General features: G+C 68.8%; 18 protein-coding genes. 9 read left to right on the plus strand and 9 right to left on the minus strand.

All coding sequences use genetic code 11. From position 1 onward, the window contains the following. Window positions 1-4: 4 nt before the first annotated feature. The 8 genes from AC5ZH6_RS13775 to AC5ZH6_RS13810 form a co-directional block, all read right to left on the minus strand. On the minus strand, window positions 5-715 hold the full coding sequence (locus tag AC5ZH6_RS13775) for an urease accessory protein UreD (RefSeq protein WP_288336458.1): 711 nt from the start codon (window positions 713-715) through the stop codon (window positions 5-7). Then, a complete protein-coding gene (gene ureG / locus AC5ZH6_RS13780) occupies window positions 716-1420 on the minus strand; it encodes an urease accessory protein UreG (RefSeq protein ID WP_006368056.1) in 705 nt (234 codons plus the stop codon). A gap of 70 nt (window positions 1421-1490) precedes the next feature. Then, window positions 1491-2111: an urease accessory protein UreF gene (locus tag AC5ZH6_RS13785; protein WP_288336490.1), complete on the minus strand. Its 621-nt coding sequence runs from the start codon at window positions 2109-2111 to the stop codon at window positions 1491-1493. A gap of 45 nt (window positions 2112-2156) precedes the next feature. Continuing rightward, entirely contained in the window at window positions 2157-3875 is a 1719-nt protein-coding gene (locus tag AC5ZH6_RS13790) for an urease subunit alpha (protein WP_094600627.1), read from the minus strand. 1 nt (window position 3876) lies between these two features. Then, a complete protein-coding gene (locus AC5ZH6_RS13795; RefSeq protein ID WP_006368059.1) occupies window positions 3877-4206 on the minus strand; it encodes an urease subunit beta in 330 nt (109 codons plus the stop codon). Window positions 4207-4223: 17 nt separating this feature from the next. Then, entirely contained in the window at window positions 4224-4526 is a 303-nt protein-coding gene (locus AC5ZH6_RS13800; protein WP_014362194.1) for an urease subunit gamma, read from the minus strand. 142 nt (window positions 4527-4668) lie between these two features. After that, window positions 4669-5925, minus strand: a complete 1257-nt coding sequence (locus AC5ZH6_RS13805) for a DUF6986 family protein (RefSeq protein ID WP_094600628.1) — start codon at window positions 5923-5925, stop codon at window positions 4669-4671. After that, window positions 5922-6356, minus strand: a complete 435-nt coding sequence (locus AC5ZH6_RS13810; RefSeq protein ID WP_006368062.1) for a PaaI family thioesterase — start codon at window positions 6354-6356, stop codon at window positions 5922-5924. The genes AC5ZH6_RS13805 and AC5ZH6_RS13810 overlap by 4 nt, the downstream gene beginning before the upstream one ends. 303 nt (window positions 6357-6659) lie before the next feature. Here AC5ZH6_RS13810 and AC5ZH6_RS13815 point away from each other — a divergent pair, with 303 nt between their 5' ends. The 9 genes from AC5ZH6_RS13815 to AC5ZH6_RS13855 all read left to right on the plus strand — a co-directional run bounded on the left by AC5ZH6_RS13815 (window position 6660) and on the right by AC5ZH6_RS13855 (window position 18109). Continuing rightward, complete coding sequence (locus AC5ZH6_RS13815; protein ID WP_006368063.1) at window positions 6660-7058, plus strand: BlaI/MecI/CopY family transcriptional regulator; 399 nt, start codon at window positions 6660-6662, stop codon at window positions 7056-7058. Window positions 7059-7105: 47 nt separating this feature from the next. Continuing rightward, window positions 7106-8059 (plus strand): M56 family metallopeptidase, encoded by a 954-nt coding sequence (locus AC5ZH6_RS13820; RefSeq protein ID WP_006368064.1) that lies wholly within the window; start codon window positions 7106-7108, stop codon window positions 8057-8059. A 75-nt stretch (window positions 8060-8134) separates the two neighbouring features. Continuing rightward, the gene (gene gnd, locus AC5ZH6_RS13825; protein WP_020171156.1) at window positions 8135-9592 is read left to right on the plus strand and encodes an NADP-dependent phosphogluconate dehydrogenase; all 1458 of its coding nucleotides are present in this window, start codon (window positions 8135-8137) and stop codon (window positions 9590-9592) included. A 51-nt stretch (window positions 9593-9643) separates the two neighbouring features. Further along, entirely contained in the window at window positions 9644-11077 is a 1434-nt protein-coding gene (gene guaB1, locus AC5ZH6_RS13830) for a GMP reductase (RefSeq protein ID WP_006368066.1), read from the plus strand. A gap of 7 nt (window positions 11078-11084) precedes the next feature. Further along, window positions 11085-12533, plus strand: coding sequence for a hemolysin family protein (locus AC5ZH6_RS13835; RefSeq protein ID WP_020171155.1), 1449 nt, complete (start codon window positions 11085-11087; stop codon window positions 12531-12533). Continuing rightward, complete coding sequence (locus AC5ZH6_RS13840; protein WP_020171154.1) at window positions 12530-13606, plus strand: hemolysin family protein; 1077 nt, start codon at window positions 12530-12532, stop codon at window positions 13604-13606. The genes AC5ZH6_RS13835 and AC5ZH6_RS13840 overlap by 4 nt, the downstream gene beginning before the upstream one ends. Window position 13607: 1 nt before the next feature. Then, the gene (locus AC5ZH6_RS13845; RefSeq protein ID WP_094600629.1) at window positions 13608-14549 is read left to right on the plus strand and encodes a 3-methyladenine DNA glycosylase; all 942 of its coding nucleotides are present in this window, start codon (window positions 13608-13610) and stop codon (window positions 14547-14549) included. Window positions 14550-14647: 98 nt separating this feature from the next. After that, the gene (locus AC5ZH6_RS13850; protein WP_006368070.1) at window positions 14648-16837 is read left to right on the plus strand and encodes a malate synthase G; all 2190 of its coding nucleotides are present in this window, start codon (window positions 14648-14650) and stop codon (window positions 16835-16837) included. An 81-nt stretch (window positions 16838-16918) separates the two neighbouring features. Further along, window positions 16919-18109 carry a hypothetical protein gene (locus AC5ZH6_RS13855; RefSeq protein WP_006368071.1) on the plus strand — a complete coding sequence of 397 codons (1191 nt, stop codon included), beginning with the start codon at window positions 16919-16921 and terminating at the stop codon, window positions 18107-18109. Between the two features lie 31 nt (window positions 18110-18140). Here the strand turns inward: AC5ZH6_RS13855 and gcvP are convergent, their stop codons facing one another. Beyond that, window positions 18141-21083, minus strand: a complete 2943-nt coding sequence (gene gcvP / locus AC5ZH6_RS13860) for an aminomethyl-transferring glycine dehydrogenase (RefSeq protein ID WP_240523944.1) — start codon at window positions 21081-21083, stop codon at window positions 18141-18143. Window positions 21084-21237 lie beyond the last annotated feature (154 nt).

Raw genomic sequence — 21237 nt, forward strand, 5'->3', positions numbered from 1 at the left:
AGCCCTAGATCTGCGCGAGAGCTGCCACATCGAGGGCGTCGCAGTGGGCTCGTGCCTGAGCGACCCCCCGACCCAGTGCGGTGGTGAGCGATGCATCGCCGACGAGGGCGAGCCGCGCCGCGAAATGGTCTGCGTCGACGTGGGCGGGGCTCGCGTCGGGGTACCGGAACACGCTGGTCAGTGCGTTGAAACCCGCTGCAGCACAAGCCGATCCGGCCCCCAACTCGAGTCCGTGACGCAGGATGGGACGCCGGTCGACGTCGACGTGGAGTCGTCCGCGCCATCGTCCGGCGTCGTCGCCGGGGTGATCGACGGCCGACCGGCCTATCTGGATGTGCTCGTGCAGATCGATCGTCGCGTCGGCGTCGGCGTGCACCTCGATCACCGAATCGTGGTGGGCTCCCCCGGCCACCACGGTGGGCTGCGGGTCGAGCCGCAGACGGGCGCCCGCGCCGACCTCGATACGCCATCGCGAGGTCGACTCCACCCGATCCGCGGCGGGCAGGGCGATCATTGCGGCCACCGAACCGAGGTCGAGCGACGTCGCCTCCGCGAGATGCACGAGAACCTCGATGTGGTCGCCGCCCAGCGGGGTCGCCGCAGTCCCGATCAGGTGTGCACGCGACGTCCCGGTCCGGCGAACGGCCAGCCCGCCGGTGGCACACACACGCGGCGAGCGACCGGCCTCGACGACGATCTCGACCTCGGTGCGCATCTACCGTCCGGCCGCCCCGCCACCCACCGGCGCGTCGGCTGCGAGATGACCACGCACCCAGGCCAGCACATCGGTGGCGGCCGGATCGTCGGTGAGTGAGATCATCGCGGTCGGGCGGCCCTCCCGGACCTTGGCGGCGTCGCGACGCATCACCTCCAGATCGGCACCGACCTGCGGCGCGAGGTCGGTCTTGTTGATGACGAGCAGGTCCGACCAGGTCACCCCGGGGCCGCCCTTGCGGGGAACCTTGTCGCCGCCGGCGACGTCGATGACGAAGATCTGCACGTCGATCAGTCCGGTGGAGAAGGTGGCGGTGAGGTTGTCACCGCCGGACTCGACGAGGATCAGATCCAGCGGCGGATTGGCCGCGATCAGGTCGTCGATCGCGTCGAGGTTGGCGGTGATGTCGTCGCGGATCGCGGTGTGCGGGCAACCACCGGTCTGCACGGCGGTGATCCGTTCGTCGGGCAGGACGGCGTTGCGGCGCAGGAAGTCGGCGTCCTCGGTGGTGTAGATGTCGTTGGTCAGCACGGCCACCGACAGTTCGTCGCGCAGTTGGCGGCACAGGGCCGCGACGAGTGCGGTCTTGCCGGAGCCGACGGGCCCGCCGATGCCGACGCGCAGCGCTTCTCCGGGCTCGCGATGGCGGCGTGGCCGGTCGTGGCCGTGATCGTGGGGTTCGCCGTCGATCAGGTGCGGGGGCATGGATTCCTCTCGGGGGTCGGATCGTGATCGGGCTTGGTCTGCGGTCGGCTCGGCTCGTGGGCCGAGCGGGTCAACTCATGAACAGGGGCATGGGCCGGGTCTCGTGACGCTCGGCGAGGACGTCGAGAATCGGATCGGACAGATCCGCGAGTCCGGTCGCGGCCTGCGCGGCCACCGCTTCGCACTCGGCACCGAGGTCGGCGATCATCACCGCGACATCGGCCGGGTCGAGGGCCAGGAGCCGCTGCCCGGCCGTCGCCGTGCCGCTCACCGTCGTGTAGACGCACACGAGCGCGGTCTGCATGCCCGACAGGCCCGACGCCGCGCCGACCGAGCCGCTGATGACCGGCAGATGAGTGCTCGGCACGTGCGCCGAGAAATCAGTCGCCGGGAACATGCGGCGGGCCAGTCGGACCATGCCGCGACCCTGAGCGAGAGACGCTTTGCGCGCGGCGGCCGACGGGGTGCGGGCATCGGTTTCGATCTGGGCGGCCCGAACGTCGAGGGTGCCCTCGGCCACCGCGGCGGCGATCGACGCCGCGACCAGGCCGCTGGTGGTGAGTCGTCGGTGCAGGAAGGCGGCGAGGTCGGCGACGCCGCGCACGAAGCCGTCGGTGATCGCCTGCTCGACACCACCGGAGTGGACGTGGCCGCCCACCGGCAGGCGCGAATCGGCCAGGGTCAGCATCATCGCCAACGACGACGTGGCGGGCGCAGCGGGATCGGTCACGGCGGCTCAGAACAGGAAATACCGTTGTGCCATCGGCAGTTCGGGCACCGGCTCGGCATCCCACACCGCCCCGTCGATGCGCACGGTGAAGGTGTCGGGGTCGACCTCGATGGTCGGCGTCGCGGCATTGCGCGGCATGTCGGTCTTGCCGAGGGCGCGGGTGTTCTTCACCGGTACCAGCCGGCGACGGATGCCGATGCGATCGGCCAGATCCTCGTCGCAGCCCGGCGCGACGAAGCTCAGCGAGGTGTCGGCGGCGGTCGGTGCTTCGGCACCGAACATGGGTCGGGGCAGGACCGGCTGCGGGGTCGGGATGGAGGCGTTGGCATCTCCCATCTGCGCCCAGGCGATCGCGCCACCCTTGATCACCAGGTCCGGCTTCACACCGAAGAACGCCGGATCCCACAGCACGAGGTCGGCGAGCTTGCCGATCTCGACCGAACCGATTTCGTCGTCGAAACCGTGGGCGACCGCCGGACAGATCGTGTACTTGGCGATGTAGCGCTGTGCGCGGTTGTTGTCGGCGCGGCTGTCACCCTCGAGCGCCCCACGTTTGCGCTTCATCACGTGCGCGGTCTGCCACGTCCGCAACACCACCTCGCCGATACGACCCATCGCCTGCGCGTCCGACCCGATCATCGAGATCGCACCCAGGTCGTGCAGCAGATCCTCGGCAGCGATGGTCGACGGCCGGATGCGGCTCTCGGCGAACGCGAGATCCTCGGGCACGGTGGGATTGAGGTGATGGCAGACCATCAGCATGTCGAGGTGTTCGTCGAGGGTGTTGACGGTGTGCGGGCGGGTCGGATTCGTCGAACTCGGCAGCACGTTGGCCGCCGCGGCAACGGTGATGATGTCGGGTGCGTGCCCGCCGCCTGCACCCTCGGTGTGATAGGCGTGGATGCTGCGTCCGGCGATGGCACCCAGGGTCGATTCGACGAAGCCGGCCTCGTTGAGCGTGTCGGAGTGCAGCGCCACCTGCACCCCGGTCTCGTCGGCCACGCGCAGGCAGGCGTCGATCGCGGCCGGTGTACTCCCCCAGTCCTCGTGGAGCTTGAATCCCGATGCGCCGGCACGGATCTGCTCGCGCATGGCCTCGGCGCTGACGGTGTTGCCCTTGCCCAGCAGAGCGATGTTCATGGGCCAGTGATCGGTGGCGGCGAGCATCGACGCCAGATGCCACGCGCCGGGCGTGACGGTGGTGGCCTTGGAACCCTCCGCGGGTCCGGTGCCGCCGCCGATCAGCGTGGTGATGCCGTTGCCGAGCGCCTCGTCCATGATCTGCGGGCAGATGAAGTGCACATGGCAGTCGATACCGCCGGCCGTCAGGATCTTGCCGTTGCCCGCGATGATCTCCGTCGACGCCCCGATCACCAGGTCGGGATGCACCCCGTCCATCGTGTCGGGATTTCCGGCCTTACCCAGAGCTACGATGCGGCCGTCGCGGATTCCGATGTCGGCCTTGATGATTCCCCAGTGGTCGAGCACGACCACGCCGGTGATGACGGTGTCGGGCGCGCCATCGGCGCGGGTGGCGCGACTCTGCCCCATCGATTCCCGGATGACCTTGCCGCCACCGAACACCGCTTCGTCGCCGGCCAGACCCGGTCCGCCGCAACGGTCCTCGGTGACCTCGATGAGCAGATCGGTGTCGGCGAGACGGATCCGATCACCGGTGGTGGGGCCGAACAGTTGCGCGTAGCGGTCACGTCCGAGGATCGCCATCTCAGTCCACCTTTCCGGGCGCATCCAGCGAGATCCCGTGCACCTCACGGGTTCCGCCGAGCGGGACCAGTGTCACCGTCATCTCGATCCCCGGTTCGAAGCGCACCGCGGTACCGGCGGGGATGTCGAGGCGTCGCCCCCGCGCCTGATCGCGATCGACGTCGAGCGCCGGATTGGCCTGCGGGAAGTGGACGTGACTGCCGACCTGGACCGGGCGATCACCGGTGTTGGTGACGGTCAGGGTGATCGCCGAGGCTCCCGCGTTGAGTTCGATGTCGCCGTCGGCGGTGATCACCTCACCGGGCACGATCGTCGATTTCTGCTGCGCCACTGGATAACTCCCCTACCTCAGCCGATCGGGTGATGCACGGTGACCAACTTGGTGCCGTCCGGGAAAGTCGCCTCGACCTGCACGTCGTGCAGCATCTCCGGTATCCCGTCCATCACGTCGTCGCGGGTGAGAACCTCGCGGCCACTGGCCATGAGTTCGGCGACGGTACGGCCATCTCGCGCGCCTTCGAGGACGTGATCGGTGATGACGGCGACCGCCTCCGGATGGTTGAGCTTGAGTCCGCGACCCTGCCTGCGGCGGGCCAGCTCGGCGGCGTAGGAGATGAGCAGACGTTCCTGCTCATGCGGCGACAGTCGCACCGATTCCGTCCTTCCCCGTGTCGGTACCTGCTGAATTCGACACCCTCGGGTCCGAATTCACCTCCGGGGCACCTGCGGTGCACTCCGGCTCCGTCATCCTGCCACTTCTCGGTGCGCTCGGCGCGGCGAGCGCACCGCGGCGTCAGCCGGACGTCAGGGCACCGCCGCCGGCCGACAATTCGTCGAGCCGCGCGGGTGTGCACAACGGCGCCGTCCGGGTCACCTCGTCGACGGTGAAGGCCGCAGCGGCCAGGCCGCGGCGGATCACCAGTGCCAGCGACATCGCGGTCGCCGGCTCGTCGACCACATCGCCGGAGCGCCGCTCGAAATAGGCCTGCAATCGGCTCGCGGCGGCCGGCATCGCCGACCGATAGAAGCCGACAACCGCCAGCCAGCGGGTCACGAGATGCCCCGGGTGCATGTCCCAGCCCTGATAGAAACCGCGTTCCAACGACCGCGTGACCAGCCGGTGATGGCGACGCACTGCCGCGTCGATCTGTTCGGGCTCCCCGGTGGGCATCACCTGGGTGGACCCATCGCTGATCCACACCCCGGTCTGCGCGGCGGCCACCTGCATGACGGCCTTGGCATGGTCGGCGACGGGATGCTCGAGTGATTGCTGCGCCGAGACGATCCCGCACGCCGCGCTGTAGTCGTAGGTGCCGTAGTGCAGTCCCCAGATGCGCCGGCCACCGCGATGGATGGCCTGCGCCAGGGTGGCGCGCCCGTCGGGGCCGAGCACGGCCTGCGGGATCTCGATCTGCAGCTCCACCCGCACGGTGGCCTCGGTGAGTCCGTGCGCGCGCTCGAACTCCTCGCAGAGGACCGTGATCGCGTCGACCTGCCGGACGTCGCGCAGTTTGGGCACGGTGACGACGAAACCCGGGGGCACTCCCCCCGCCCCATCGAGAACGAGTTCGAGAGTGCGGATGCCGCGGGCCCGTTCGTGCGCACCGAGGCCCTTGGCCCGCACCCCCGCCGACCGCGGGGCGTGCGGACGATCGGCGACCCAGCGGGCCAGGGTCTGCCCGGCGCGACGGGCGTCGGCGTCCTCGCGCTCGTCACCGCGCCAGCCGTAGCCGTCCTCGAGGTCGATGCGCAGATCCTCTATCGGATTGGTCGCCAATCGGGTCCGCACGATCTCGCGCACCTCATCACCGGCGAGCTCGGCCACCGCCGACGCGCTCGACTCCAGCTCGAGCGCGGCCGCTCCCCACCGGCGCGGGGTGTCGACGTCGACGTCGGCGGCGCTGACGTACACGGTGTGCACCGGTTGGGGTTCCGCACGATCCCCGGGAAACCACCGACCGAGATCGGCGTCCACCGGTGCCAGCAACTCCTCGATCCGCGCACGGGCCTCGTCGGTGATGCCGCGCTCTCCGGCCGTGCCGTCGGTCATCGTGGCAACGTGCCTTCGGGAACCTCGATGTTCTGCAGCCGCACCTGGCTGCGACTGACCATCCGGTCCTGGTCGTCGAAGATCTCCACCGCCCACAGCTGCTGTCGCCGCCCGCGGTGAATGGGACTGGTACGTGCGGTGATCGTGCCCGTACTGATCGAGCGGAGGAAGTCGGTGTTGTTGTTCACGCCGACCGCGGTGCCACCGATACCGGTCTCCTGCAACCAGTAGAAGCCGCTCATGCTGGCCGCACTCTCGGCCACGGCGCAGTAGACGCCGCCGTGCACGATCCCGAACGGCTGATGGTGCTTGGGGCCGAGTTCGAGAGTGGCGATCAGCCCGTCGATCGTCACCGACTCGATGACCGTGCCCAACTCGCTGTCGAGCCCACGCCACCCGGTCGACTTCACGTACTCCTCGTTGCTCGTCATGACGACAAGAGTGTCATGTCGGATGGAATCGGGGTGAGTCGAAAACGCCCCCGAGGAACCGGTAGGCCCCACATCTCGTTGGAGATGTGGGGCCTACCGTGGCGTGGACCGGGGGTCTCTGCAGCCCTCAGGACTCTCGCGCGGTCCAACGGTTACTTAATGTAGGCTAGCCTTACCAAGCTGTCAAGCATGGTGGGCGACACCGGGTGAAGATCCAGGTCACACGCCATAACCACACACAGCGCCACCGACACGGTCGCGCTCTACGAGTCGGATGCGGCATCGAGGAGAATCGGCAGTAAAATGCGAAAGATGAACGGATTGGGAGACCTCGAGCGGGCAGTCATGGACACGCTGTGGGCCACTCCCACCCCACAGACGGTCCGACAGGTCCACGAATCACTCTCGGAGAACAGGTCACTGGCCTACACGACGGTGATGACGGTCCTACAGCGCCTGGCCAAGAAGAATCTGGTCACCCAGATCCGTGAGGACCGCGCCCACAAGTACGTGCCGACACATCCGCGCGAAGACCTGGTCGCTTCGCTGATGGTCGACGCTCTGAGCGAAGCCGACGCCCCTGGTTCCCGCCACGCGGCGCTGGTCTCGTTCGTCGGTCGGGTCGGAGCCGACGAGGCCGCCGCCCTGCGCCACGCGCTCGATGAGCTCGAAGCCGCCCGTGCGCCGCACGAAACCGGCTAGATTCACCTGACACAGCCCGCACAGCCCAACCGCGAGGACAGCCAACGATGACCGCCCTTCTCTTCGGCATCCTGACGTTGCTGTTGGTCGGTCCCGTTCCGGAGGCCCTGTCCCGCGCCGCGTGGCCGATTCGCGCGCCACGCGCGGCGATGACGCTGTGGCAGGCGATAGCCCTGGCCGCGGTGCTCTCGGCGTTCAGTTGCGGACTCGCGATCGCGGCGAATCTCCTCGCCCCCGGTGCCGACGGCACCCCGACCACCCACCCGCTGCACGAGATCGAACGTCTCGGCATCCCGCTGTGGTCGATCTACATCTCGGTCTTCGCCCTCACCCTGCTGATCGGCGCGCGGTTGTTGTTCACCGTGATCCGCGTCGGGGTGCGCACCCGCGCCCGCCGGGCCAATCACCGCCAACTGATCGACATCCTCGACGCCTGCGATCGCTCGGATCACACCCATCCGCTGTTCGCACGTGACATCCGGATGCTCGACGTGAGCGAACCGCTCGCGTATTGCCTGCCCGGCCTGCGTCAACGTGTCGTGCTCTCCGAAGGTGTGGTGTCCCGACTGACCCGCGACGAGCTGATCGCGGTCATCGCGCACGAACGCGCACACCTGCGCGCACGGCACGATCTGGTGCTCGAGGCGTTCATCGCACTCCACGAGGCATTCCCGCGGTTCGTCCGCAGCAGTTCGGCCCTCGACGCGGTGAAGCTGCTCGTCGAGGCCCTCGCCGACGACCAGGCCGTCCGCGCCACCGCGCCGACCACCCTTGGTCGTGCGCTCGTCGCCTGCGCCGACGCGGTCGCCCCGCGCGGAGCGATGGCCGTCGGCGGCCCCACCACCCTCGCCCGGGTCAACCGTCTCTGTCACGACCGGCCCACCCCCCTGCTCGCGCTGGCCGCCTATGCCACCGCCGTGGCGATCCTCGTGGTACCCACCCTCGCGGTGGCCATCCCCTGGCTGACCGAGATCAGTCGGCTCCTCACGGCCCATCACTGACCGACGACATCGGCATCGGCCGGCACGGGTCACCCGACAACGCGCACCGGACCCGATAACCCATAGGCTGGGGACATGACCAACTCCGCCTCGTCTTCTCCTGCCACCAAGGCCCAGATCGGTGTCACCGGCCTGGCCGTGATGGGCTCGAACATCGCCCGCAACTTCGCCCGCCACGGGTACACCGTCGCCCTGCACAACCGCAGCATCGCCAAGACCGACGCGCTGATCCGCGACCACGGCAGCGAGGGTGCATTCATCCGCACCGAGAGCATCGCCGAGTTCATCGATGCACTCGAGAAGCCTCGACGCGTGCTGATCATGGTCAAGGCCGGCGACGCCACCGACGCGGTCATCAACGAACTCGCCGACGCCATGGAGACCGGCGACATCATCATCGACGGCGGCAACTCGCTCTATACCGACACCATCCGCCGCGAGAAGGCGATGGCCGAACGCGGACTGCACTTCGTCGGCGCCGGGATCTCCGGCGGCGAGGAGGGCGCGCTCAACGGACCGTCGATCATGCCCGGAGGCCCGGCCGAGTCCTACAAGTCACTGGGCCCGCTGCTGGAGTCGATCTCCGCCCACGTCGACGGCGAACCGTGCTGTACCCACATCGGCCCCGACGGCAGCGGACACTTCGTCAAGATGGTGCACAACGGCATCGAGTACGCCGACATGCAACTCATCGGCGAGGCCTACGACCTGATGCGCCGCGTCCTGGGCATGCCCGTCGCCGACATCGCCGAGGTCTTCGACGGCTGGAACTCCGGCGACCTCGAGAGCTATCTGGTCGAGATCACCGCGCAGGTACTCGCCCAGGTCGACGCCGCCACCGGCACGCCACTCGTCGACGTCATCGTCGACGCAGCCGGGCAGAAGGGCACCGGTCGCTGGACGGTCGAATCGGCACTCGATCTCGGAATCCCGACCACCGGCATCGCCGAAGCCGTGTTCGCCCGCGCCCTCTCCAGCGCCACCGATCAGCGTGCCGCCGCACAAGGACTCGCCGGCGGCACCCCCGGCGCCGCCCCCACCGACACCGCGGCGTTCATCGACGACATCCGCGCCGCGCTCTACGCCTCCAAGGTGGTCGCCTACGCCCAGGGCTTCGACCAGATCGCGGCGGGCAGCAAGGAATACGGCTGGAACGTCGATCCGGGCGCACTGGCCACCATCTGGCGCGGCGGATGCATCATCCGCGCCCAGTTCCTCAACCGCATCCGCGAGGCCTACGCCGAGAACCCGGACCTGCCGAGCCTGCTGCTCGCCCCGTACTTCCGCGAGGCCGTCGAATCCGGTGTCGACGCCTGGCGCCGCGTGGTGGCCACCGCGGCGACCGTCGGGGTCCCGGTCCCGGCCTTCGCCTCGTCACTGTCCTACTACGACGCGCTGCGCAGCGAACGCCTACCCGCCGCGCTGACCCAGGGCCTGCGCGACTACTTCGGCGCGCACACCTACCAGCGCACCGACAAGCCCGGCACCTTCCACACACTGTGGGGCGGCGACCGCAGCGAAGTCGAGCAGTAGCCCGACCGACCCACCACACCCCGAGCACAGAAAGGGACGTCGAGCGCAGCGATGCAATTCCTGTCCGGACACCACCTCACCCATGACCTGACCTACGACGACGTGTTCGTCGTACCGAACCGCTCGGATGTGACCTCGCGGTTCGACGTGGACCTGGGCACCCACGACGGGTCGGGAACGACCATCCCGGTGGTGGCGGCCAACATGACCGCTGTCTCGGGCAAGCGGATGGCCGAGACGTTGGCGCGTCGCGGTGGGCTCGCGGTGTTGCCCCAGGATCTACCGCTGGCGGCGGCCGCACGGTCGATTGCCTTCGTGAAATCACGCGACCTGGTGGCCGACACCCCGGTGACGCTGACCCGCGGGGATTCGGTGTCCGACGCGCTGGCCCTGCTGCACAAGCGAGCGCACGGGGCCGCGGTGGTCGTCGAGAACGACGTGCCGGTGGGACTGGTGACCGAGTCCGCGTGTACCGACGTCGATCGCTTCACCCGGGTCTCCGACGTCGCGGCGCCGGTGATCGTCACCCTGCCGGTACACACGCCGCCCCGAGAGGTGTTCGACGCGCTCACCGATCTCCGGCAGGAACTCGCGGTGCTGACTCATTCCGACGGCACGCTCGCCGGTGTGCTCACCCGCGTCGGGGCGCTGCGTCACGGTGTGTATCACCCCAATGTCGATTCCGACGGCCGGTTGCGGATCGCGGCCGCGGTCGGGATCAACGGCGATGTCGCAGCGAAGGCGTCCGATCTGGTCGAGGCAGGCGCCGACCTCTTGGTCATCGACACCGCCCACGGCCATCAGGAACGCATGATCACCGCGGTGTCGGCGGTCGCGGCGGTCGGCCTCGGGGTACCGATCGTCGCCGGCAACGTGGTGTCCGCGCAGGGCACCATCGATCTGATCACCGCGGGCGCCGACATCGTCAAGGTGGGTGTGGGGCCGGGTGCGATGTGCACGACGCGGATGATGACCGGCGTGGGGCGTCCGCAGTTCTCCGCGGTCGCCGACTGCGCGGCCGCCGCCCGAGAGCACGGCGGGCACGTCTGGGCCGACGGCGGGGTGCGGCATCCGCGCGACGTCGCACTCGCGGTGGCCGCCGGGGCGTCCAATGTGATGATCGGCTCGTGGTTCGCCGGAACCTACGAATCGCCAGGCGATCTGCATCAGGATGCACGCGGCGCGTACAAGGTCAGTTTCGGCATGGCCTCCAAGCGTGCGGTGGCGGCCCGCTCCGCCGACGACAACGCCTACGACCGAGCCCGCAAGAGCCTCTTCGAGGAGGGCATCTCCTCGTCGCGCATTCCCGTCGACCCCGACCGGCCCAGCGTCGAGGACCTCCTCGACCACATCTGTTCCGGGGTGCGCAGTACCGCCACCTACACCGGCGCAAGGACCCTCACCGAGCTGCACGACCGGGTGATCCTCGGCGTCCAGTCGGCGGCCGGATTCGCCGAGGGACGCCCGTTGCCGGGCGGGTGGTGAGCGCCTGGTGCAGATCGTCCTCTACGTCGCCGGCCTGGTCGGCTTCGTCGCGCTCACCCTGGGCACGGCCCTGTTCGTCGCCGCGGAATTCTCGCTCACCGCACTCGAGCGCTCGGCCATCGACTCCGACGTCACCAACCGTGGTGATCGCCGCGCACGGATGGTGCAGCGCGCCCACCGCACACTGTCGTTCCAGCTCTCCGGAGCCCAACTCGGCATCACCATCACCACACTGGTCACCGGTTACATCGCCGAACCCGTTCTGGCGCAACTGATCACACCCGGACTCAAGGCGCTGGGACTCGGCTCCGGCGCGGCCGGGGGCATCTCCCTGGCACTGTCGTTGCTCATCGCGACGTCGTTGTCGATGGTGCTCGGCGAGCTGGTGCCGAAGAATCTCGCCATCGCCCACCCGTTGTCGGTGGCCCGCGCGACGGCCGGACCGATGACCATCTTCTCGGCGATGTTCCGCTACGTCATCAACGGCCTCAACGGCTCGGCCAACTGGGTGGTCCGCCGCCTCGGTATCGAGCCGGCCGAAGAGCTCCGCTCCGGGCGTTCGCCGCAGGAGTTGGCGTCGCTGGTGCGCAACTCGGCGCGGCAGGGCTCCATCGACGAGGACACCGCGACCCTGGTGAACCGTTCACTGCGATTCGGCGAACTCACCGCCGAGGATCTGATGACCCCCCGCGTCACGGTGGAATGCCTCGACCGTGATGCCAGCGTGCGTGACCTCGTCATCGCCTGCTCGGCCACCGGACATTCCCGGTTTCCCGTCGTCGACGACGGCGACCTCGACGATCTCATCGGCGTCGTGCACATCAAACAGGCCTTCACCGTCGCCCCCGACGAGCAGTCGACGACCACGGTCGCCGCCCTGGCCCGTCCCGTCGGCCGGGTACCGGTGACGCTGGACGGCGACGCGCTCATGGAGCGCATCCGCGCCGACGGCATGGAGATGTGCGTGGTCATCGACGAGTACGGCGGGACCGCGGGCATCGTGACGACCGAGGACCTCATCGAGGAGATCCTCGGCGACGTCACCGACGAGCACGACGACGAACACCCCGACGTCCAGGCTGACGGGGAGGGTTATCTCTGCGCGGGTCTGCTGCGGGTCGACGAGCTGTACGAGGCCACCGGATATCGGGCGCCGGACGGCTCCTACGACACCCTCGGCGGTCTGGTCATGTTCGTCCTCGGACGCATCCCGCAGGCCGGCGACTCGGTCGAGCTGCCACTGCGGACTCCGGTGATCGATCCCGACCCAGATGACGACGACGAGTCCGACGACGCCGACGGTGAGCTCAGCGACCAACGATGGCGTGCGACGGTGACCGAGATGGACGGCAGGCGGGTCGACGTCGTGTCGCTGCAGCCGATCTCCGACGATCCGGCCCCGGACTCGTTGGCGGCTCGTTTCCACTGGAACTCCGACGCGGCGGGTGAGCGATGAACGACATCGGCGCCGTGGTGCTGGCGGTGGTGTTGCTGGCCGGCAACGCCTTCTTCGTCGGCGCGGAATTCTCGCTCATCTCCGCGCGACGCGACCGACTCGAGGCGCTCGCCGAGGACGGCAAGGCCCGGGCCCGCACCGTGATCCGGGCGGGCGAGCACCTGTCCTTGATGCTGGCCGGAGCGCAGCTGGGCATCACGGTCTGCTCGATCCTGCTCGGACGTGTCGCCGAACCCGCGGTGGCGCATCTCATCGAGGGACCCCTGGACCTGGTGCACATTCCCGAGCAGGTGGTGCATCCGATCGCCTTCGCGATCGCCCTCGCACTGGTGGTGGTGTTGCACATCCTGCTCGGCGAGATGGTGCCCAAGAACATCGCGCTGGCCGGACCGGAGACCTCGGCGATGCTGCTGGTACCCGTGCATCTGGCGTTCATCAAGATCGCGCGGCCGTTCATCAGCGTCTACAACTGGCTGGCGAACATCACGTTGCGTGCGATGCGGGTGGAACCCAAGGACGAGCTGGATTCGTCGGTGTCACCGGTCGAGCTCGCCCAGATGCTCGGCGAGTCCCGCGAGGAGGGACTCATCGACGCCGAGGAGCACGACCGACTCGATCGCGCGCTGCGGTCGGTGAGCCGGACCGTGGCCGAGGTGATGATCCCGCTGGACCGGATGCGCAGCGTAGACGTCGAGCGCGACCCGCAGACCGGCGGCAGCGGCCCCACCCTCGGCGCGGTGGAGCGTGCGGTCAGCGCCACCGGGTTCTCCCGATTCCCTGTCCGTGGCCCGGACGGCACCTACACCGGCTATCTGCACCTGAAGGACATCCTCGACGACATTCTCGACGAACGAATCGGCCCCGACACCGTCATCGGTGTCGACAAGGTCCGTCCGCTGCCGGTGATCGCCGCCGACACCCCGCTCGACGAGGCCACCGGCGTCCTGCGGCGGACCAGCTCGCATCTGGGTGCGGTCGTCGACGACACCGGCCGGACGGTCGGGATCGTCGCCCTGGCCGACCTCGTCGAGGAGTTCGTCGGGACGGTCCGCGACGAGACCCATCGGATCTGACGTGATCGGCGAGACCCTCGCTCCCGCACAGTGGCACGCGCAGCGCGATGCCCACGCGCGACGTGTCGAGGAACTGATCGGTCCGTACCTGCGTGAGCGTCGGCGCGGTGGCCGTCATCCGGTGCTCGACTTCCTGTTCACCTATTACTCGTCGCGTCCCTCCCATGTGCGGCGGTGGCATCCCGGGTACGGGGTCGTCCTGCGCATCGACGACACCGCCCACGATCAGGCCTGGGCTCGGGAGGTCGGCACGCTGCGCGGCTATCACCACACGACCGCGGGCATCACCGTCGATCCGGCCTACCTGCGCCGTCGCCTCGATGCCGTGCGGTCCGCACGGGACCTGCTCACCCGGACCGCTGCCAGGCCTGCGCGCCTCGGGTGCTTCGGGCTGCACGAGTGGGCAATGGTGTACCGCACCACCGACACCCGGCACGCTGCGCCCCTGCGGCTCGGCGCCGCGGGCACCGATGCGGTGGTCGAGGCCATGCCGTTGCGCTGCACCCACTTCGACGCGTTCCGGTTCTTCACCGACCCCGCCCGCCCCCGCAACGAACGGCCCCTGGGCCCCGATGACCGGCTCGCCACCGACCAACCGGGCTGTCTGCACGTGTCGATGGACCTCTATCGCACCTGCTTCACCCTGGCCCCGCTGCTCGATTCGGCGCTGACGCTGGACGCCTTCGAGCTCGCCCGCGACGCCCGGGAGATCGACATGCGCGCGAGTCCCTACGATCTGCGGTCGCTCGGGTACGAGCCGATCACGGTGGAGACCGCGGCCGGACGCGCGCACTACGTCCGCGAGCAGACCGCACTCACCCGCCGCGCCGCCGCGGTCCGGACGCGGATCGTCGCGGCGATCGACGCGCTGCCCGGCGTCGACGAACCGCCCTGCGCAGAGCCGACCGGGCCCGCCGGCGATGTTTCCCGGCGAGTAACATAGGTGGCCGCACACCGCAGAACCACGACTTTCACACCCCGTCCGAGCACCTCGGTGCCGTGGGGGTGAGTGCTGTGGGGACCACACGAAGGAAGGCGCACATGTCTGACCGGATCACCGTCAACGGCTTGCAGGTCTCTCGAGTCCTCTACGACTTCGTCAACGATGAGGCGTTGCCGGGCACCGGTGTGGACGCCGACACCTTCTGGTCCGGAGCCGCCGAGATCGTCGCCGACCTCGCACCGAAGAACAAGGCGCTGCTCGCCGTCCGCGACGATCTGCAGGCCAAGATCGACACCTGGCACCGCGACCATCAGGGCGCCGACTTCTCCGACGCCACCACCTTCGGTGAGTACAAGGATTTCCTCACCGAGATCGGCTACCTCGTGCCGGTGCCCGACGACTTCCAGATCAGCACCACCGGCGTCGATCGCGAGATCAGCGAGACCGCAGGCCCACAGCTGGTGGTGCCGGTCCTCAACGCCCGCTTCGCGCTCAATGCCTCCAACGCCCGCTGGGGTTCGCTGTACGACGCCCTCTACGGCACCGACGTCATCCCGGAGACCGACGGCGCGGAGAAGGGCAAGTCCTACAACAAGGTTCGCGGCGACAAGGTCATCGCCTACGCAAAGGACTTCCTGGACAAGGCAGTTCCGCTCGAACAATGCAGCTACACCGACGTGACCGCGTTCACCGTCGACAACGGCGCGCTGTCGGTGACCCTGGCCGACGGATCGACGGCCACCCTCGCCGACCCGTCGGCGTTCGCCGGTTATCGCGGACAGGCCTCCTCGCCGTCGTCGATCCTGTTGCGCCACAACGGCCTCTACCTCGACATCGAGATCGACCCGAACTCCCCCATCGGCTCCACCGACCCGGCGGGCATCAAGGACGTGGTCATGGAGTCGGCGATCACCACGATCATGGACTTCGAGGACTCCGTCGCCGCGGTCGACGCCGACGACAAGGTGCTCGGCTACCGCAACTGGCTCGGCCTGAACAAGGGCGACCTGGCCGAAGAGGTGACCAAGGGCGGCAAGAGCTTCACCCGCCGCCTCAATCCCAACCGCGAGTACACCGGACCCGACGGGACCGGCTTCGACCTGCACGGCCGCTCGCTGCTGTTCGTCCGCAACGTCGGTCACCTGATGACCAACCCCGCGATCCTCGACGCCGACGGCAACGAGGTCCCCGAGGGCATCCTCGACGCCCTGGTCACCTCGCTGGCCGCCATCCACGGACTGTCCACCCAATCGGGTGTGCAGAACTCCCGGACCGGGTCCATCTACATCGTCAAGCCGAAGATGCACGGGCCCGACGAGGTCGCCTTCACCGTCGAGTTGTTCGGTCGCGTCGAGCAGGTCCTCGGCCTGCCGGAGAACACCCTCAAGGTCGGCATCATGGACGAGGAGCGCCGCACCACGGTGAACCTCAAGGCCGCGATCAAGGCCGCCGAGAAGCGGGTGGTGTTCATCAACACCGGCTTCCTCGACCGCACCGGCGACGAGATCCACACCTCGATGGAGGCCGGCGCCATGATCCGCAAGGGCGAGATGAAGAAGCAGAAGTGGATTCTCGCCTACGAGGACTTCAACGTCGACACCGGTTTGGCCGCCGGCCTGCAGCACAAGGCGCAGATCGGCAAGGGCATGTGGGCGATGACCGATCTGATGGCCGACATGGTCGAGCAGAAGATCGGCCAGCCCAAGGCCGGCGCGACGACCGCGTGGGTGCCCTCACCGACGGCGGCGACGCTGCACGCCATGCACTACCACCTCGTCGACGTCTTCGAGCGCCAGGATGAGATCGCCAAGCGGGATCCGGCCTCGGTCGATGACATCCTCACCATCCCGCTCGCCCCGAGGACCGATTGGTCCGACGAGGAGAAGCGCGAGGAGCTCGACAACAACTGCCAGTCCATCCTCGGCTACGTGGTGCGTTGGATCGACCACGGTGTCGGCTGCTCCAAGGTCCCCGACATCCACGACATCGCACTGATGGAAGACCGTGCGACGCTGCGCATCTCGAGTCAGCTCCTCGCCAACTGGATTCGGCACGGCATCGTGACCGCCGACGACGTGGTCGACGCGCTCAAGCGGATGGCCCCGGTGGTCGACCGACAGAACGAGGGCGACCCGGATTACCGGCCGATGGCCCCGGACTTCGACAGCAACATCGCCTGGCAGGCCGCCAAGGAGCTGATCCTGGAGGGCACCACCCAGCCCAGTGGCTACACCGAGCCGATCCTGCATCGCCGCCGCCGCGAGTACAAAGCGGCTGCTCAGGGCTGATTCGGCGCTGCGTGAGGTTCCGACCGGCCCTGATATGCCATAGGGTGTGCCCGGGCCGGTCGGACAACGGAGGACCAACGGGTGGCACACCATCGCGTCGACGATGACAAGAACAGGTTGCGGCATCGCGGGGTGAGCCGCGGCCTGGTCATGGTTCTGCTGTCGGCGATCCTGATCGCCGCGTGTGTGGTGGTGTGGTTCCGCATCGGTGATCACGTCGACCGCGAGGCCGACGCCGCGGCCGCACAATGCGTCGACGGCCCGGCCACGGTAACCGTCCTCGCCGACCCCGACATCGCGCCGGGACTCGAGGCCATCGCGCAGGCCTATTCGGCGACCAACCCGGTGGTACGCGACCACTGTGTCCGCATCGCGGTCGCCGCCCGCGACGCCAAGATCACTCTCGACGGTCTGACCGGCAGCTGGGACACCGCATCGATGGGTCCGTATCCAGCCGCGTGGGTACCACAGTCGTCGGTGTGGGCCGCCCAGCTCACGACCGCCAAACCCGATCTCGTGGACGGCGATCCCGATTCGCTGGTCACCTCGCCGGTGGTGCTCGCGACCGCTCCGGAACTCGGGGCCAAGCTCACCGGCCAACTCGACTGGGGACAGCTCCCGACGCTGCAGAGTCGCGACGACAGTCTCGACGACCTCGGGCTGCGCGGCTGGGGGTCGTTGCGCATGTCGATGCCGCGTGAGGGCCAATCGGATCCGAGTGTCCTCGCCGCGCAGGCGGTGGCGATGCGGGTGACCCACAGTGTCGGCACCCTGACCGCTGCCGACGCCGCCTCGACGCGGGTGTCCTCGAGCATCGACGCACTCACCCGGACCGCTCCGCGGTCCCCCGACGGCTCGCCGGCGGGAGCGGCGACTGCGATTGCCACGGCCACGGACCCGGCGAGTGCACCCATTCATGCCGTGCCGATCACCGAACAGCGGCTGTATCAGCTGACCAAGGACGACGCCAAGGCCCGGCTCGCCGAGGTGATCCCCGACGGGCCGACCCCGATCGCCGACTTCCCCGTCCTGCACCTCAAGGGTGATCAGGTACCGCAGTTCGCCGCAGCCGCGATCTCCGAATTCCTCGGCTACGCCGAGAAACCCGAACACCTGCGGGCGCTGACCGGCCTCGGCTTCCGCGGCGACGCCCCGCTACCGCCGAAGACCGCGACGGTCGCCTTCCCGATGACCGACGATCCGATGCCCAATCCGGAGGATCAGGCCATCGTCACGATCAACAAGCTCGTGTACGGCACCAACGCGGGCTGACGGCCGCCCGGGTTGTCCTCAGCCACCGGTATCACTCGGCGAACGCCGCCACCGGCGGGCAACTGCACACGAGGTTACGGTCGCCGAAGGCCCCGTCGATGCGCCGCACCGCCGGCCACACCTTCGCTCGCCCGCCCGCGGACGGCAGGCCCTGCGGGTACACGGCCACCTCCCGGGAGTACGGATGATCCCACTCGCCGACGAGGCACTCGGCGGTATGCGGCGCTCCGCGTAGCGGATTGTCCTCTGCGGGCCACGTGCCCGCGGCCACGGCGTCGATCTCGGCGCGGATCGCGATCATCGCGTCGCAGAACGCATCGAGTTCGTCGAGGTTCTCGCTCTCGGTCGGCTCGACCATCAGCGTCCCGGCCACCGGGAAACTCATCGTCGGCGCGTGGAAGCCGTAGTCGGCCAATCGTTTTGCCACATCATCGACGGTGACACCGGTCTCCTTGGTCAGCGGACGCAGATCCAGGATCGCCTCGTGGGCCACCCAGCCGCCGACCTCACCGGTGTCCCCGGCACCGGCCTCGTGGCCGGTGTAGAGCACCGGGTAGTGATCGGCGAGCCGACGCGCGATGTAGTTCGCCGAGGCGATGGCGGTCAGCGTCGCCCGACGTAGACCGGCCGCCCCCATCATCGCGATGTAGGCGTAGGTGATCGGCAGGATCGACGCCGATCCGTAGGGCGCGGCGGCGATCGTCGGACCGTCAGGCAGCTCCGGCGCGAGCGGGTGGCCAGGCAGGAATGCCGCGAGATGACTACGCACCGCGACCGGGCCAACCCCGGGTCCGCCGCCGCCGTGCGGGATGCAGAACGTCTTGTGCAGGTTCAGATGACTCACGTCGCCGCCGAAGCGTCCCGGACGGGCAACGCCGACGAGCGCGTTCAGGTTCGCGCCGTCGACATACACCTGACCGCCGGCGTCGTGGACGGCCGCGCAGATGTCGGCGATGTCGTGTTCGAACACCCCGTGGGTGGAGGGATAGGTGATCATGATCGCGGCCAGACGCGTGCCGTGTTCGGCGATCTTGGCACGCAGATCCTCGACGTCGACGTCACCGTTGGTACGGCAGGCCACCACGACCACCCGCATCCCGGCCATGACCGCCGAGGCCGCATTGGTGCCATGCGCACTCGACGGGATCAGACACACGTCGCGGTCGGTGTCGCCGCGGCTGTGGTGGTAGCCGCGGATCGCCAGCAGGCCCGCGTACTCTCCCTGTGAACCCGCGTTGGGCTGCAGGCTCACCCGGTCGTAGCCGGTGATGGCCACCAGCCACGATTCCAGGGTCGCGATCAGCTCGCGGATGCCCGCACTGTCCTCGGCCGGGGCGAACGGGTGCAGTCCGGCGAAGCCCGGCCAGGTGATGGGTTCCATCTCCGCGGTGGCGTTGAGCTTCATCGTGCACGAGCCGAGCGGAATCATGCTGCGATCGAGCGCGATGTCCTTGTCGGACAGGGCTCGTAGGTATCGCAGCATCGACGTCTCGGTGCGGTGGCGGTGGAATGCCGGGTGCGTGAGGTAGTCACTCGTGCGTGTCGCGATCGGTTGTGCGAACTGCCTCGGGCGTACACCGGCGGAATCGAAGACACCGAGCACGGCGCGTACGTCGTCGTCGGTGGTGGTCTCGTCGCAGGCGATGCGCACGGTGTCGGCGTCTGCGCGCCACAGCGCGATTCCGGCCTGTCGGGCCGTGGCGACGATCCGGTCGGCACCGCCGGGGATCCGGACCGCGACGGTGTCGAAGAAGGTTGCGTGCTCGACGGCGAAGCCGGCGGCGGTGAGCGCGTCGGCGATCCGCGCGGCCCGTTCGTGCACCCGAATCGCGATGGCGCGCAACCCTTCCGGACCGTGATAGCCGGCATACATCGCCGCGATGATGGCGAGCAGGACCTGTGCGGTGCAGATGTTGCTGGTTGCCTTCTCGCGGCGGATGTGTTGTTCGCGCGTCTGCAGCGACAGCCGGTAGGCGAGGTTGTCATCGGCGTCCTTGGACACCCCGACGAGTCGTCCGGGCATCTGCCGGGTGTGGGCGGTACGCACCGCGAGGTATCCCGCGTGTGGGCCGCCGAAGCCCATCGGCACACCGAACCGCTGGGTGGTGCCGAAGGCGACGTCGGCGCCCAGCTCACCGGGCGGGGTGATGAGGGTCAGGGCCAACAGGTCGGCGCCCACCGCGACGAGTGCGCCGGCCCCATGAGCGGCCTCGATGATCGGCGCGGCGTCGATGATGCGGCCGGAGGCACCCGGCACCTGCAGCACGACGCCGAAGTAGTCGTCGGCGGGCAGACCGTACCCGGGGAGTTCGGGATGCAGTGCCGCCTCGACGACCTCGATCCCCAACGGCTCGGCACGGGTCTCGATGACGGCGCGGGTCTGCGGGTAGAGATCGGCGTCGACGACCAGCCGCGCCGACTTCGACTTGCCCGCCCGGCGCATGAGCGTCATCGCCTCCGCCGCCGCGGTCGCCTCGTCGAGCATTGACGCATTCGCGACCTCGAGGCCGGTGAGGTCGGAGACCATGGTCTGGAAGTTGAGCAGTGCCTCGAGGCGCCCCTGGCTGATCTCGGGCTGATAGGGCGTGTAGGCGGTGTACCAGGCCGGGTTCTCCAGCACGTTGCGGCGGATCACCGGCGGGGTCAGCGTGTCGTAATAGCCCAGCCCGATCATCGAGCGGCAGACCGTGTTGCGGGCGGCGAGTTCGGCGAGTGTGGCAAGCACCTGGTGTTCGGTGGCCGGCGGAGGAAGGGCGTCGAGGCCGTTGTCGTCGGGCGAATCGGCGATCACCGCGGGCACCACGCGCGCGGCGAGTTCGTCGAGACCCGACACGCCGATGGTGGCCAGGATGTGCGCGGTCTCCGCGTTGTCGGGGCCCACGTGACGGTCGACGAAGGCCGGCGGGACGGGCAACCGGGATTCGACGGGCGACTGGGATTCCACGGGCGACTGGGATTCGGACAGACGGGTCATGACGGGACCTCTCACGGGATCCGGACACCGGATCGTTCGGTCCTCCCCCTCTGTCATGCCGCGGATCGCAGATCCGGCCGGCGCCTGAGAGATTCGGCCGTACGCGGCGTCACCGACGCGTCTGGCCTTTCACCGTGGGCGGACGAGTGGCTCG

This window comes from Gordonia sp. YC-XJ4, from assembly GCF_059511865.1.

Excerpts from the sequence above, each read along its gene's own strand:
- AC5ZH6_RS13775 (WP_288336458.1), bottom strand. The coding sequence starts at position 715 with ATGCGCACCGAGGTCGAGATCGTCGTCGAGGCCGGTCGCTCGCCGCGT.
- ureG (WP_006368056.1), bottom strand. The coding sequence starts at position 1,420 with ATGCCCCCGCACCTGATCGACGGCGAACCCCACGATCACGGCCACGAC.
- AC5ZH6_RS13785 (WP_288336490.1), bottom strand. The coding sequence starts at position 2,111 with ATGATGCTGACCCTGGCCGATTCGCGCCTGCCGGTGGGCGGCCACGTC.
- AC5ZH6_RS13790 (WP_094600627.1), bottom strand. The coding sequence starts at position 3,875 with ATGGCGATCCTCGGACGTGACCGCTACGCGCAACTGTTCGGCCCCACC.
- AC5ZH6_RS13805 (WP_094600628.1), bottom strand. The coding sequence starts at position 5,925 with ATGACCGACGGCACGGCCGGAGAGCGCGGCATCACCGACGAGGCCCGT.
- AC5ZH6_RS13810 (WP_006368062.1), bottom strand. The coding sequence starts at position 6,356 with ATGACGAGCAACGAGGAGTACGTGAAGTCGACCGGGTGGCGTGGGCTC.
- AC5ZH6_RS13815 (WP_006368063.1), top strand. The coding sequence starts at position 6,660 with ATGCGAAAGATGAACGGATTGGGAGACCTCGAGCGGGCAGTCATGGAC.
- AC5ZH6_RS13820 (WP_006368064.1), top strand. The coding sequence starts at position 7,106 with ATGACCGCCCTTCTCTTCGGCATCCTGACGTTGCTGTTGGTCGGTCCC.
- gnd (WP_020171156.1), top strand. The coding sequence starts at position 8,135 with ATGACCAACTCCGCCTCGTCTTCTCCTGCCACCAAGGCCCAGATCGGT.
- guaB1 (WP_006368066.1), top strand. The coding sequence starts at position 9,644 with ATGCAATTCCTGTCCGGACACCACCTCACCCATGACCTGACCTACGAC.
- AC5ZH6_RS13840 (WP_020171154.1), top strand. The coding sequence starts at position 12,530 with ATGAACGACATCGGCGCCGTGGTGCTGGCGGTGGTGTTGCTGGCCGGC.
- AC5ZH6_RS13850 (WP_006368070.1), top strand. The coding sequence starts at position 14,648 with ATGTCTGACCGGATCACCGTCAACGGCTTGCAGGTCTCTCGAGTCCTC.
- gcvP (WP_240523944.1), bottom strand. The coding sequence starts at position 21,083 with ATGACCCGTCTGTCCGAATCCCAGTCGCCCGTGGAATCCCAGTCGCCC.